The organism is Mesorhizobium sp. WSM4849, assembly GCF_055811385.1.
In genome coordinates, this window is record NZ_JBVVPW010000004.1 from 79428 (window position 1) to 92916 (window position 13489).

The following is a 13489-nucleotide window of genomic DNA, read 5'->3' on the forward strand; positions in this document are numbered from 1 at the left end:
CCCAGTGTTCGATCGCAGTTCACGACGCGCGTTTGAACAAGCCCGCGATAAGCGAAATGATCAGGAAAGCGAGAAAAATGAAAAACAGTATCTGCGCTATACCGGCCGAGGTGCCGGCGATACCGCCGAAACCAAGAGCGCCTGCAATGATCGCGACGACGAGAAATACGAGCGCCCAGTAAAGCATGATCCATCTCCTTCAAATGGTACGGCAAAAACGTCTTTCGCTACCGTTTGTTCCACCATTTCCCGAAAAAGACGATCCCTGGAAATCTTTCCGGCCCGAATTGAATCGTCATGCGCAGGGGGAAGTTCGAGGCGCAAGTGACGTTGCCAGCCGCAAGCGGCCAGCATCATTCGATCAGTGGGAAAACGGGCGATCCGTGGAACGGGGCAGCGCGAGGCTGGGCCTGCCCGGTCCTATGCAGCGGCTTTCGCATGCCGGTCGAAGAACAGCGCCTGGCTGATCAGGGCCTTGACCATATCCGGATTGAACGGCTTGGTGACCAGGAAGGCCGGCTCCGGCCGCTCGCCGGTCAGGAGGCGCTCGGGAAAGGCGGTGATGAAGATCACCGGCACCGGCGTGGACGACAGGATCTCGTTCACCGCTTCGATGCCCGAGCTGCCGTCGGCAAGCTGGATGTCAGCCAGCACCATCTTCGGCCGCGTCCTTGTGAACATCGCCACCGCCTCGGCGTGGGTACGCGCAGTTCCGACGACGCGATGGCCGAGGCTTTCGACCATTTGCTCGATGTCCATGGCGATCAGCGGCTCGTCCTCGATGATCAGCACATCGGTTGCCACCTGGCGGGAAATCTCGTTGCTGGCCTCGGCGAGAAGTTCGGAGAACTCCTGATCGTCGACGTCGAGAATCTCCGCCGCCTCGTCTTCGCTGAAACCTTCGACGGCGACCAGCAGGAAGGCTTGGCGGGGGCGGGGTGAGATCGCGTTCAGATTGGCGGCGGCGCGCTGTTCCCACGCCGACTGCGGGTGTTCTTGCGGAACGCGGATGGCGACCGAGGTGAACAGCCTGGCGAAGACTTTGTAGAGCGCGATGCGGTCGTTCGACGCGTCCGGAAAGATGTCGATGTCGGCGATGATGGCTTCGAGCATCGCGGCGACCAGCGCGTCGCCACTCTCCTGCGATCCGGAAACGGCTCGCGAGAAGCGGCGCAGGAACGGCAGGTGCGGAGCGATGGTTGCGGATAGGCTCATGATGGACGTCTCCCTCCGACGTAATTGCATAGATTGCAGGCCAAGGTGATTACAAGCCCCGAAAATAAACCCTGAAAACATAAACGCCGGCTTTCCGAAAAAGTTCCGATGGTTTGGAACTAATGTAAGAGGACGGCGTTTGAGGTCGGGACGGGCAACCAGACGAGGGGACCGCCTGCTTTGCATCGTGTATTGAAGGGCGGCAGGGTGCTGGGAACAAAGGGCGAAATGAAGACATGACGAAAGATATCACGGCTGGCGCTGCAAACAGGCGCCGGGCAGCTTCCGGCGACCCGCTTGGGCCAAATTCGGAAATCGGTCGCAAACTCAAGCAATATTACGACGAGCTGGTCTCCGACAATGTGCCGGATCGCTTCGCCCAATTGCTCAGCCAGTTGGAACGGGCCCAACCTGCACGGAAAAAGGACTGAGGCATGGCGGCCGTGTCCCAGAGCTTCAAGACGGATCTGCTCGGCTCGATTCCGAGCCTGCGGGCCTTTGCCGTGTCGCTGACGCAAAATGCCGACAAGGCCGACGATCTGGTGCAGGAAACGCTGGTGAAGGCCTGGGACAAGCATGAAAGCTTCGAGCCGGGCACCAATCTCAAGGCATGGCTGTTCACCATCCTGCGCAACGAATTCTATTCGCAGATGCGCAAGCGCGGCCGCGAGGTGCAGGACAGCGACGGCATCATGACGGCCAGGCTAGCCGTCCATCCGGCCCAGCACGGTCAGCTCGACCTCAAGGACTTTCGTAGCGCGCTCGAGCAATTGCCCGAGGACCAGCGCGAAGCCATCATCCTCATCGGCGCTTCGGGTTTTTCCTATGAGGAAGCTGCTGAGATTTGCGGCTGTGCGGTCGGAACGATCAAGAGCCGCGTCAGCCGCGCCCGCACGCGGCTGCAGGAAATCTTGAAGATTTCCGGCGATGACGAGTTTGGGCCGGATGCGATATCGGCTCAGGTGACGGGGTCGAACGCCGCCTGAAATACCGACCCCGATAATATGGTCCCCGGTAATGCGGGCCCCGGTTTCCGGACATCAGATAAGAGGGCCGCGCCCGCACGCCGCCGCCACTGCCTGCACGAGATCGTCTCCCGAATAAGGCTTGGTGACCAATCTGATATCGGGAAAGGACACCTTGATTTCGTCCATGTCGGAATAGCCCGAGGCGAAGACGAAAGGCACGCCCGATTCGCGCAGCCGCGAAGCGAAATCGAGCGTCGAAGCGCCGCCCAGCATGAGATCGACGATGGCGGCGTCGAATTGCGAGGCAACGCTCTTCCGATCGATCTCACCCAGATTGCGGGCGACGATCACGTCGCCGGCGCCGTAGTCGCGGCAAAGCTGCTCGACATCCATGGCGATCAGGAATTCATCCTCCAGAACAAGAATCCGCAATCCGTCAAGCAAGGGCACGTGGCAATGTCTCCGTGGGGCGCAGGGAAAAGGGGAAGCGCAGGGAACAGAGGAGTCATGATCTCTATTTGGCTTCCTGTCATCTAAAGTTATTTGGCATCCTGTCATCTAAAGGCATGCCCGTCGCAGATGACAGAAATCTCGGTCCTTAACGAAAGCTCAACTCGCTGGGAGGGTTGAGCGAGGATCGCCGGCCGCTGATCTGACGCCGGTCCCGGGACGCTCGGGTCGGGCTGGACTCATACGCGGAAACACCCTTTCATGGACCTCATTCCGATTTCGGAACCTTGGCGTGTATCGAGCGTTTGGAGCCAAGCAAGCAAGGAGTTAAGCAATGGCGACTGCTGCAGGAAAGGCCGCGAACGCAAGCCGGGCGGATTCGGATCTTGAGGCCGACATCAGGCAATTGAAAGCCGATATCGAAAAACTCACCAAGCAATTGGCCAAGACCGGCGAACATGGTTATGGGACGGCCCGCCGCGCCGCGACCGAAGGTGTGGAGCAATTGCGCGCCCAGGGCGAAGCAGCCTTCGACACCCTGCGCAGCAACGCCAAGGACATCGAGGCGCAAGTGGTGGCGAGCGTGCGCGAAAAGCCGGTGACGTCGCTGGCAATCGCGGCAGGCGTCGGCTTTCTGTTCGCGCTTCTCGCGCGCCGCTAGTCTCAGCCCAGATGGGAATGCTGGCATCGTTGATCTCGGGCCTCGTCTCGGGTGAAGCCGCTGCAGCCGTGCGCCGCGCGCGCACGGCTGCAATCGTCTATGCGCTCGCAGCACTTGCAGCACTGTGCGGCGTCGTTTTCCTCGTCGGAGCGGCCTATATCTGGGTGGCGGGTCACTACGGGCCGATGGCAGCCTGCCTTGGGTTCGGGGTCGGCTTCCTGGTGATCGCAGGGCTCCTCCTGCTCATCCATCAGCTGTCGGCCGGCGCGCGCGCCCGACGCCGGGCGCGGAGGCGCAATGCCGACATGAAGGCGGTCGGCATCACGGCCGCGCTCGCCGTACTGCCGGCGCTACTCAAGGGGAAAGGCGGCCTGGGCACCATACTCGGCCCGGCGATTGCACTCGCCGCCTACGCCATCTACCGCGAGAACACCAAGCCCGATGCCGACGATCCGGATGCCGGCGAAGCGAAATAGCTCGAAGCGATTCTTCTCCTTGTTTGACAATGATCTTATCCGAAAAGCGGGCTCCCACTTTTCGCTGACGCGGACCTTCGGTTCGGGATCATGGCCGGGCCGTCACTTCGGCAGATCCTCCAGCGGCATCGATATTTCGGCGAACACGCCTTCCGGCCGGAATTCGTGGGTCACTTCGCTGGAGATGACCTTGGCCAGGCTGCGGCGGATCAGGATCGAGCCGAAGCCGTGGCGTTCGGGCGAGGCAACTTCAGGCCCGCCGCTTTCGCGCCAGGTCAGCACCAGGCGCCGTGCGCCTTTCCGGCCCTGTGCCTGCCAGTCGAGATCGACCTTGCCCGAAGCCGCCGACAGCGCTCCGTATTGCAACGCGTTGCTGGCCAGTTCATGCAGGATCAGGCCGAGCCCGACTGCCTGGTCGGGCGAAAGCAGCAGATCGGCGCCTGAGATCGTCATGCGCGGCCGTTCGGCGGTGTCGAACGGCTTGACCTCGATCTGCACGAGTTCGCGGATGCCAATGCCGCGCCACTCGCGGTCGGACAGCAGGCTGTGGGCGGCGCCCAGCGCCTGAAGCCTGGCGCTGAAAGCTTCAAGGAACTCGCTCGGCTGGCGGGCATGGCGAACGGTCTGCGTCGCCAGCGCCTGCACGGTCGCCAGCGTGTTCTTGACGCGATGGTTCAGCTCGCGCAGCAAGAGCCGTTGCCGCTCGTCGCCGAGCTTGCGTTCAGTGATGTCGTAATTGACGCCGAAGATCAGCGTCGGCTTGCCGTCGCCGTCGCGCTCGATGACACGGCCGCGCGTAGCGAGCCAGCGCGGCGGACTGAAGCCCTTGATGCGGTATTCGCCAAAATAGTCGTCGCCGCCGGTCAGCGCGTCACGAAAGCGCGTCTCGGTCTGGTAGACATCACGCGGGTCGATGGCGGCAAGGATATCGCGCGCCCTCAGCCGGTTCGAGCGCGGCAGGCCGAACAGCTCAGACAACCGGACATCGCATTCGATCATATCGGTGTGGATATCCCATGCCCAGCTGGCGAGCGAGGCGGCATCGAGCGCGATGCCGCGCCGCTTTTCCTCGCGCGCCAGCGCCGCAGCGACGCTGGCGCCGTTGCGGGTGGCGTCCTTCAATGCGAACAGGCTGGCCGCGAGGCTGGCGAGCGCCGTCAATTGTTCGAGCTGGGCGGCAGACGGGGACGCGCGCGGCTTCCGGTCGAACACGCAGAGCGTGCCGATCCGGGCGCCGGCCACCACAATCGCCGCACCCGCATAGAAACGGACATGATGCTCGCCAGTGACCAGCGGGCTGGCGTTGAAACGTAGATCCGTGGTCGCATCGGTCACCACCATCGGCTCGTCGCCGGCGGCAATGGCATGGGCGCAGAAAGATGTATCTGTCGCGACCTCGGTCTCATCCAGGCCGACACAGGACTTGAACCATTGCCGCTCGACGTCAAGCAGCGTGACGAGCGCGATAGGCGTTTGCATCACCGCGGCGGCAAGACGGCTGATATGGTCGAAGTCAGGATCGGCCGCCGTGTCGATTGCATCGAGACCGTGGAGTACGGCAAGCCGGTCCTGCGCCCTTACCACGCCAAGGACATCGACCGGCAGATTCGGCTTTTTCACTACCCTGCTATCCACAAGGCCCCCAAATGCATCGGCTTGCAGCCATTCGCGCCAGGCCAGTTGCCTGGCTCCGAAACCGGAACCTTCGCCTTGAGGAGCCGTTACCCAACCACGTTTTGCCAGCCGCGCCCGCCGGCGCCAAACGACTTGCCGGCGCTAAACGACGTGCCGGCGCCCAACGAAATGGAGGCCGATCATGCCCAGGATCGTTCCTGAAGACAAAGCCCGCCAGGGACGCTGGGGGTGGCATACTTTCCGTATCTTGATCGCCGCGCTGCTGTTGGCGTTTATCGCCTGGGGCATCGCGGAGATTTACGGCAACATGATAGACAAGAGGTCGACAACCGAACAGGGCGAGCTTCCCAGGGACGAACAGGGCGAGATTCCCAAAGGCTGAAGCTGTCCAATCGACTATGCCGGGCTGCATCACGCGGCCTTCGCTTGGACGGCGCGCGCCGGGACGAGAACGTTCAGCGCGCCAGGATGAATTTCGATCGTCGTTTCGCGGTCAAGCCTGACCAGTTCGCCGTCCATGACGGCGCGGAATTTCTTCGCAGCCGAGTGGACTTTCAAAACGGCCCGGTCAGCCTGGTGGATTTCCACATGTTCACTGCCGCGCCATTTGCCGCGCGCCATGTCGAAGAGGACCCTGACCAGTTCGCCACGCCGCCGCGCCACCGTGACATAGATGCCGAGCACGCCGCCGGCGGGATTGTCGGCATAGGGCAGGTGACCCTCACCGAACAGATTGTTGGTGACGCCGATGCCGGTGGTGCGCGTCACGATCTCGGCTTCGCCGATGGTCAGCGTCACCTTCATTGCCGACGGGTTGTTGATCGCCGCCCAGGCAGCCTTCACTGAAGCCCGCATCTTTCCCAACCGCGAGCCAAATTCCATGGTCTGGCGAAGCTGAACCATCCTGGCATGCATGCCGATCGAGAACTGATGCACGAATGGCTTACCGTTGGCGGTTGCCATATCGACTGCGATCACCTCGCCGTCGGCAAAAGATTTCACGGCCGCGTCCAGGGTCTGTGGAATGCCGAGCCCGCGCGCGAACAGGTTCATCGTGCCAGCCGGTAAAATGGCAAGTGCCTTCTTCCTGCCCATCAACCGAGCCGCCGCGGCCGAAATGGTGCCGTCGCCGCCGCCGGCCAGCACAATGTCGACGCTGTGCTTCGAAGCGATGCGGTCCAGCGTTGCGACGATGTCCTTGCTGGCAACGATGTCGATATCGATGGAGTGACCTGCTGCCTCCAACGTCTGGCGCATCCGGTCCGTGAAGGCGGAAAGATCAATCGTACGCAGGGTGCCGCCCTCCTGGTTCAGCACCGCCGCAAATCTCATCCCCCCGCTCCGTTTTTTCTTGCCAACCATTGGATAATCATCGGCCAGGACAGACCCAGCCACAGGTTGGAACGGGGCGGCTGAAAAAAAGTTCCGCAGCTCTGACGAAAATACAGGAGCGAATCTCACCGGCCGAACGCATGATTGAGCGCGATTCGGGTGGTTTTTTCACGACGCTCGCCATGGTGTCGGAACAACGGCGCGGTCACGACGTTGTGAATATGTAACGCCGCGACCAATCTCCCACCCGGCGGCTCGTGGCGTGAACGAAATAACGCTCGAGGAGGATTATGATGATCCGCACCCTTTTAACCACCACCGCACTGGCAGCGTTGATTGCGACTGGTGCGTATGCGCAGGAAGCCACAACCCCGGCGCCGACCCAGGATCCGGCGGTTCAGGAGACCGCTCCGGCTGCGCCCATTCCACGCGCCGAGGGCAGCCTGGTAACCAACATCGTCGGTGAATCGGTCTATAACGGCACAGGCGACGATGCCGAGAACATCGGTAATGTCAGTGATGTCGTCTTCGATGAAAACGGTCAGGCGAAATCCGTCGTCATCGGTGTCGGCGGCTTTCTTGGCGTCGGCGCCAAGAATGTCACTTTCGACTACAGCAAGCTGCAATGGGCCGAACGGGGTGGCGACCGCTGGCTGATCGCCGAAACTACAAAGGATGAGTTGATGGCTCAGCCGGACTTCGACCGCAGGCCTTACGATCCGCCTCCTGCGGCCACCGACACCACGGCTACGGCTCCTCCAGCCCCTTCTGGCACGACCGATACCACCGCACAGAACGCTCCGGCGGCTCCGGTCGAACCGGTTCCGGCCGAACCCGTGAAGCGTGCCGACGGTAACCTTGCCACCAATATCATCGGCGAAACCGTCTACAACGGCACTGGCGATGACGCTCAAAACATCGGTGACGTGAACGACATCGTCCTGGCCAAGGATGGCAAGGCCGAGTCGCTGATCATCGGCGTCGGCGGCTTCCTTGAGATTGGCGAAAAGAATGTGGCCTATCAGTTCGACAAGGCCAAGTGGGCTGAAAGGGATGGCGATCGCTGGCTGGTAGCCGAGACCACGAGGGAGGGTCTGGAGGCGTTGCCGGAGTTCAACCGCGAGCCCTATGATCCCGCCCCGGCGACAACCGCATCGACTGACGCGGCGACGCCGGCGCCGGTGACCACCACCCCTGCTGTCACTCCAGCCCCGGCGGAGAAGACCGCGGAAGCTCCGGCGGCAACGCCTGAACCCGCTGCTCCGGCTCCAATGGACAAGACAGCCGAGGCTCCGGCTGCAGCAGCGCCTGATGCAACCCCCGACCAGACACAGACCGCGGCGATCGACAAGTCGGCGCTGACCGAAATGCCGGTCGACAAAATCCGGTCCGAGGATTTGGTTGGCACCACCGTCTATGGCGCCAATGATGTCAACGTCGGTGAGATTGGTGACGTCGTGCTGACGGGCGACAAGAAGGTCGATGCCGTCATCATCGACGTCGGCGGTTTCCTTGGCGTTGGCGAGAAGGAAGTGGCGATCGGCATGGACAACCTGAAATTCATGACCGACAAGGATGGCAAGCGCTATCTCTACACGAACTTCACCAAGGAGCAGCTCGAGGCGCAGGCCCCCTATGACAAGGCCACATATGCGCAAAACCGCGACACCCAGCGCATGATGATGCGCTAGTTTACTCCAACGACGAAGGAGGCCCGTGCCGGCAAAGGCGCGGGCCTTTCTTATGACTGGAAAGGTGGCAGGCCGGCGACGTGGCCGACAACGCCGTCCTCGGTCAGTTCGGCAAGCGCCAGCGACTGATCGAGATGTTCGGCCCGCCAGGCAAGCAACCTTTCGGCAAGCTCCAGCCGGACCGGCAGATAGGCCGGATCGGCAGCGACATTGGTTAGTTCGTCCCGATCCTGCTCCAGGTCGAACAGCAGCGGCGGCAGGCCGCCGCCGAAATGTACATATTTGAATTCCTTCGTGCGGATGACGGCCAGATTGCACTGGCGCGGACCGATGCCGAAATGGCGCTCGGCATGACCATCGGCAATCGAGCGGAAATCGAACTCCCAATGCGCGGCCTCGCGCCAGTTGTCCGGCTCCGTGGCATCCAGGAACGGCTTCAGCGACTGTCCGTCGAGATGCGGCGGGGTTTCCTCGCCAAGCAGATCGAGCAAGGTCGGCGCTATGTCCACCGCCTCGGTGAAGCGGTCGACGCTGGCGCCGGCCGCTTTGCGGCGACGCGGGTCGTGGACGATCAGCGGAATATGATAACTGCCGTCGAAGAAGCCGCCCTTGCCCAGCATGTAATGGTCGCCCATCATTTCGGCATGGTCGGAGGTCAGCACGACGATGGTGTCATCCCAGGCATCCGCTGCCTTGACTGCCTGCCAGATACGGCCAAGCTGCGCGTCGACTTCCGAGATCATGCCGTAATAGAGCGCGCGGATGCGGCGAAAATCGTCGTCGCCCCAATCGCGCACCTTGCCCTCGGCGCCGGGGCGGAAATTCGAACGCTCCTGCAGGTTAAGGTTGTAGGCAAGGTAGGGATGGCATTCTGCCTCGGCCTGCCAGCTCACGGCGCGGTGGAAAGCCGGTCCCTCGGCAGGATCATACCTGCTGTTGTAGGGCTCTGGCACGATGAACGGCGGATGCGGGCTGAGGAAGGAAAGATGCGCGAACCACGGTGTATCGCGCTCCTGTTCGCCAAGCCAGCGGAGGAATTCGCCGGTCAGGAAAGCGGCTGGGGATTCGTCCTTCGAGTAGACGGGTGGCGCGTTGGTCACTGCGCTGTCGGTCGTGCCTCCCTGCTCGTCGGCTGGGCGATGGATGTCGGGAAAGCCGGCGCCGCTATCGATGCCGCGCGCCTTGAGCCACGACAGCCATGGTTTCTGGTGCTCCGGCAGGAGTTGGCGCACGGTGAAGCCGGGCAGCACGCCTTCGTAGCTTTTCAGCCGCGGGTCGCCCGGCGCCAGCGTGCGCGGATCGGGCGATACGTCGGTATAGCCGAACAGCGTCGGATCATAGCCGAGGTTGCGCGCCGAGAGCGCGATGTTGCCATGGCGGGCGTCGAGCGGCGTGCCGTTGCGGCAGACGCGGTTGTTCATCTGGTAGAGGCCGGTGTAGAGGCAGGCGCGTGCCGGCGAGCACGGCGCCGCGCCGCCATAATGCTGTCGAAACAGTACACCCTCGGCGGCGAGCGCGTCGGCATTCGGCGTCCGCACCGCCTTGTGGCCTGCCGCCGACAGGCACTCGCCGCGCCACTGATCGCAGGTGATCAGGAGAACATTCGGGCGTCTGTCTTTTCTGACCAATGCTGTATCCTTCATTGAGAACGTGCCGCTCATGGAGCCGAATTTTTTGTGGCGACGCAAGCCTGAGGTGTTCGCGAAACGGTGAACAAAAGTTGTCTTATTGTTCACTTATAGAGCACAGTCCATTCTGTGTTTGCGACCTTTGCCGTCGGCCGGCGGGTCCTCATATTGGCGTGGAGCGCGGCATGGGCCGCACAGGACAAGGGAAGGAGCAGGAAATGCTCGACCAGATCAAGGGCCTGCATCACGTCACTTCGATGGCCAGGGATGCACGCCAGAACAATGAGTTCTTCACAAAAAAGCTCGGCCTGCGCCGGGTCAAGAAAACCGTCAACTTCGACGCGCCGGATGTCTACCATCTCTACTATGCCGACGAGGTCGGCACGCCCGGTTCGGTGATGACCTATTTTCCTTTCCCCAACATCGGCAAGGGCCGCCACGGCGTCGGCGAAGTCGGCACAACGATCTATTCGGTGCCCGAAGGCACGCTTGCCTATTGGGAAAAGCGTTTTGCCGATGAGGGCGTCGCCGGCCTCTCGCGCGACGAGAGCTTCGGCGAGAAGCGCCTTGGCTTCGCCGGTCCCGACGGCGACGGGTTTGCGCTGGTCGAGAACAACGCCGACACCCGTACGCCGTGGGCGAAGGGCGATGTTCCCTCCGACGAGGCGATCCGCGGCTTTCACTCGGTGTCGCTCAGGCTGAAGGATGGCGGCGCCACGGAAGAGCTGCTGAAATTCATGGGCTATGAAGAAGTCGACACATCCGGCACTGTAAAAAGGCTGGCGGTGAAGAACGGCAACGGCGCCAATATCGTCGACATCGAATCGCTGCCGGGCGCCGCTTTTGCCGATCTCGGCGCCGGCTCCGTCCACCACGTCGCCTTCGCCGTCGAAAACCGCGCCAAGCAGCTCGAAGTGCGCAAGGCGCTGATCGACACCGGCTATCAGGTGACGCCGGTGATCGATCGTGACTATTTCTGGGCGATCTATTTCCGCACGCCGGGCGGCGTGCTGTTCGAAGTCGCCACCAACGAGCCGGGCTTCGACCGCGACGAGGACACCGCCCATCTCGGCGAGGCGTTGAAGCTGCCGTCGCAGCACCAGCATCTGCGGCCCTATCTCGAGCAACATCTGCAAAAGCTGGAAGGCTGAGGACAAGGCAATGAGCAAGGACGCTTACATCTACAAGACACTGCCCGGTTCGCCTGATGGATCGCTGCTCTTCGTCTTCCATGGCACCGGGGCCAACGAGAGCCAGCTTCTGTCGCTCGGGCGTGATCTCGCGCCGCAGGCGACCATCGTATCGCCGCGCGGCGATGTCTCGGAACACGGTGCCGCGCGCTTCTTTCGCCGCACCGGCGAGGGCGTCTACGACATGGACGATCTGGCGCGGGCGACAGACAAGATGGTTGGCTTCGTCAAGGCACATGTCGAGGCGGCAAAGCCCTCGTCGGTGCTTGGCCTCGGCTATTCCAACGGCGCCAACATCCTGGCCTCGGTGGTGTTCGCGGCGCCCTCTCTGTTCGACGCGGCGGTGCTGATGCATCCGCTGATTCCGTTCGAGCCGGAAATCGAGGGAAGTCTCGCCGGCCGCCGCATCCTGGTCACAGCAGGCAGGCGCGATCCGATCTGTCCGCCCAACCTGACCGCTCGGCTCGAAGCCTATTTGCGCGCCGATGGCGCCGATGTCACAGTGGAGTGGCACGACGGCGGCCATGAGGTGCAGTCGAACGAGATCGAGGCGGCGCGGCGGTTCCTGTCCGCTACGCCGGTAGAAGGAGCGTAAGCAATGCTTGACCAATTGCCGGAGATCGAACTGGAGGATCGCGGTTCCAAGGGCCGTTATCTCTTGCGCGGGCCTGATGGCGCCGAGGCGGAGATGACCTTCACCAAGATCGGCGAGCACCAGATCATCATCGACCACACCGAGGTGCCGGATGCGTTTCGCGGCCAGGGCGCCGGGCTTCGCCTCGTTACCCGCGCCGTCGAGGACGCGCGCGCGGCGGGCAAGAAGATCATCCCGCTTTGTCCGTTCGCCAATGCCCAGTTCCATCGTCACCCGGAATGGGCCGACGTGCTGAAGCAATAGCGCTGGTCCTACCACAGGCCTTAGCCCGCGGTGACGGTTGAGGGCGGGCAGCCACAAGGGCGTCCATCGCTGTGGCATTTGCGCAGATCGCCTGTCTTGCCTAGTGGGTTGTCTTGCCTAGTAGGTATTGCCTTGCCTAAGTAGGTATATTGCCGCCCGACCAATCGAACCGAATGATCCCTTGATGACCGAAACCGACCTCGTTCCCGTCTTCGACGGCCACAACGATACGCTGCTCAGGCTCCATCAGTCGAAGGATGCGGATGTCGAAAAACTGTTCATCGAGGGAACATCGGGCGGCCACATCGACCTGCCGCGTGCGAAAAAGGGCGGCTTTGCCGGCGGCATGTTCGCGATCTTTCCGCCGCCGCTCGAGAAATCCAAGCGCAGTGCGGTTCCACCCGCGCCGAGCGATACTGAGCCCTTGCCGCCCGAGCTTCCGCGCGCCGACGCGCTCGCCTCCACCATCGCCATGGCCTCGATTCTGTTCCGGCTGGAGCGGGCTTCGGCGCTCACCGTCTGCCGCAGCGCCGGCGACGTGCGAAACGCGATGGCGCAAGGGTCGATCGCGGCGGTGTTCCATATAGAAGGCGTTGAGGCGATCGACCCCGAACTGACGATGCTCGACGTGCTGCATGCGGCCGGCTTGCGCTCGCTCGGCATCGTCTGGAGCCGCCCGAACGCTTTCGGCCACGGCGTGCCGTTCCGTTTCCCGTCGACGGCCGACACCGGACCTGGCCTGACCGATGCCGGCAAGGCACTGGTCAAGGCCTGCAACCAGCTCGGCATCATGGTCGATCTTTCGCACCTCAACGAAAAGGGGTTTCGCGACGTCGCCGAGATCAGCGACGCACCGCTGGTGGCGACCCACTCGAACGTCCATGCGATCTGCGGCCATTCTCGCAACCTCACCGACTGGCAGCTCGGCGCGATCCGCGAGTCGGGTGGCATGGTCGGACTGAATTTCGCCACCGGGTTTTTGCGCGAGGACGGCAGGATGAATGCCGATACCAGTCTCGACATCATGGTGCGCCATGTCGATTCACTGCTGCAGGCGCTGGGCGAAGACGGCGTCGGCCTCGGGTCCGATTTCGACGGCGCCATGATCCCGGCTGTGATCGGCGACGTCACCGGCCTGCCGAAGCTGCTCGATGCGTTCGCCGAGCGCGGCTTCGGTCGCGCGCTGATCGAGAAGATCGCCTATCGCAACTGGATCAGTATGCTGGAAAAGACCATCGGCTAAAGCGTGTCGCCCGGCAGAGTAGCCAGCGACCTGCAATATATCGATCGAGCGGGGTTTTGATGATCTCGACAAGACCGTTGTCTCCGGAGCTCAAGCCGCGGA

At 62.5% G+C, this 13489-nt stretch carries 16 protein-coding genes; 10 read left to right on the forward strand and 6 right to left on the reverse strand.

Features of this window, described 5'->3' with window-relative positions; all coding sequences use genetic code 11:
• Positions 1-19 precede the first annotated feature (19 nt).
• Complete coding sequence (locus AC0L3L_RS05495; RefSeq protein WP_023797107.1) at positions 20-187, reverse strand: DUF1328 domain-containing protein; 168 nt, start codon at positions 185-187, stop codon at positions 20-22.
• 233 nt (positions 188-420) lie between these two features.
• Positions 421-1215: a response regulator gene (locus tag AC0L3L_RS05500; protein WP_473636834.1), complete on the reverse strand. Its 795-nt coding sequence runs from the start codon at positions 1213-1215 to the stop codon at positions 421-423.
• A 236-nt stretch (positions 1216-1451) separates the two neighbouring features.
• On the opposite strand from AC0L3L_RS05500, the gene AC0L3L_RS05505 reads away from it, so the two are divergent.
• Positions 1452-1646: a NepR family anti-sigma factor gene (locus tag AC0L3L_RS05505; protein WP_473636835.1), complete on the forward strand. Its 195-nt coding sequence runs from the start codon at positions 1452-1454 to the stop codon at positions 1644-1646.
• A gap of 3 nt (positions 1647-1649) precedes the next feature.
• A complete protein-coding gene (locus AC0L3L_RS05510; protein ID WP_029348707.1) occupies positions 1650-2201 on the forward strand; it encodes an RNA polymerase sigma factor in 552 nt (183 codons plus the stop codon).
• 54 nt (positions 2202-2255) lie between these two features.
• Here the strand turns inward: AC0L3L_RS05510 and AC0L3L_RS05515 are convergent, their stop codons facing one another.
• Positions 2256-2627: a response regulator gene (locus AC0L3L_RS05515; RefSeq protein WP_473486993.1), complete on the reverse strand. Its 372-nt coding sequence runs from the start codon at positions 2625-2627 to the stop codon at positions 2256-2258.
• Positions 2628-2967: 340 nt separating this feature from the next.
• Between AC0L3L_RS05515 and AC0L3L_RS05520 the strand changes: the two genes are divergently transcribed.
• Both AC0L3L_RS05520 and AC0L3L_RS05525 read left to right on the forward strand, forming a co-directional pair.
• Positions 2968-3294 carry an ElaB/YgaM/YqjD family protein gene (locus AC0L3L_RS05520; protein ID WP_123150242.1) on the forward strand — a complete coding sequence of 109 codons (327 nt, stop codon included), beginning with the start codon at positions 2968-2970 and terminating at the stop codon, positions 3292-3294.
• A gap of 11 nt (positions 3295-3305) precedes the next feature.
• The gene (locus tag AC0L3L_RS05525; RefSeq protein WP_473486923.1) at positions 3306-3770 is read left to right on the forward strand and encodes a hypothetical protein; all 465 of its coding nucleotides are present in this window, start codon (positions 3306-3308) and stop codon (positions 3768-3770) included.
• A 102-nt stretch (positions 3771-3872) separates the two neighbouring features.
• On the opposite strand, the gene AC0L3L_RS05530 is transcribed toward AC0L3L_RS05525, so the two are convergent.
• On the reverse strand, positions 3873-5390 hold the full coding sequence (locus tag AC0L3L_RS05530) for a sensor histidine kinase (RefSeq protein ID WP_473486922.1): 1518 nt from the start codon (positions 5388-5390) through the stop codon (positions 3873-3875).
• Positions 5391-5586: 196 nt separating this feature from the next.
• On the opposite strand from AC0L3L_RS05530, the gene AC0L3L_RS05535 reads away from it, so the two are divergent.
• Positions 5587-5787, forward strand: coding sequence for a hypothetical protein (locus AC0L3L_RS05535; protein WP_473486921.1), 201 nt, complete (start codon positions 5587-5589; stop codon positions 5785-5787).
• A gap of 29 nt (positions 5788-5816) precedes the next feature.
• Here AC0L3L_RS05535 and AC0L3L_RS05540 read toward each other — a convergent pair whose 3' ends face one another.
• Positions 5817-6737, reverse strand: a complete 921-nt coding sequence (locus AC0L3L_RS05540) for a diacylglycerol/lipid kinase family protein (RefSeq protein WP_473636836.1) — start codon at positions 6735-6737, stop codon at positions 5817-5819.
• A gap of 293 nt (positions 6738-7030) precedes the next feature.
• Here AC0L3L_RS05540 and AC0L3L_RS05545 point away from each other — a divergent pair, with 293 nt between their 5' ends.
• A complete protein-coding gene (locus AC0L3L_RS05545) occupies positions 7031-8428 on the forward strand; it encodes a PRC-barrel domain-containing protein (protein ID WP_473636837.1) in 1398 nt (465 codons plus the stop codon).
• Positions 8429-8478: 50 nt separating this feature from the next.
• Here the strand turns inward: AC0L3L_RS05545 and AC0L3L_RS05550 are convergent, their stop codons facing one another.
• On the reverse strand, positions 8479-10056 hold the full coding sequence (locus tag AC0L3L_RS05550) for an alkaline phosphatase family protein (RefSeq protein ID WP_473636838.1): 1578 nt from the start codon (positions 10054-10056) through the stop codon (positions 8479-8481).
• A gap of 218 nt (positions 10057-10274) precedes the next feature.
• Here AC0L3L_RS05550 and AC0L3L_RS05555 point away from each other — a divergent pair, with 218 nt between their 5' ends.
• The 4 genes from AC0L3L_RS05555 to AC0L3L_RS05570 all read left to right on the forward strand — a co-directional run bounded on the left by AC0L3L_RS05555 (position 10275) and on the right by AC0L3L_RS05570 (position 13387).
• Complete coding sequence (locus tag AC0L3L_RS05555; protein ID WP_473486991.1) at positions 10275-11207, forward strand: VOC family protein; 933 nt, start codon at positions 10275-10277, stop codon at positions 11205-11207.
• A 10-nt stretch (positions 11208-11217) separates the two neighbouring features.
• Positions 11218-11841: an alpha/beta hydrolase gene (locus AC0L3L_RS05560; RefSeq protein WP_473636839.1), complete on the forward strand. Its 624-nt coding sequence runs from the start codon at positions 11218-11220 to the stop codon at positions 11839-11841.
• A 3-nt stretch (positions 11842-11844) separates the two neighbouring features.
• Positions 11845-12144: a GNAT family N-acetyltransferase gene (locus AC0L3L_RS05565; RefSeq protein ID WP_095494371.1), complete on the forward strand. Its 300-nt coding sequence runs from the start codon at positions 11845-11847 to the stop codon at positions 12142-12144.
• A gap of 184 nt (positions 12145-12328) precedes the next feature.
• Complete coding sequence (locus AC0L3L_RS05570) at positions 12329-13387, forward strand: dipeptidase (protein ID WP_473636840.1); 1059 nt, start codon at positions 12329-12331, stop codon at positions 13385-13387.
• Positions 13388-13489: the final 102 nt, after the last annotated feature.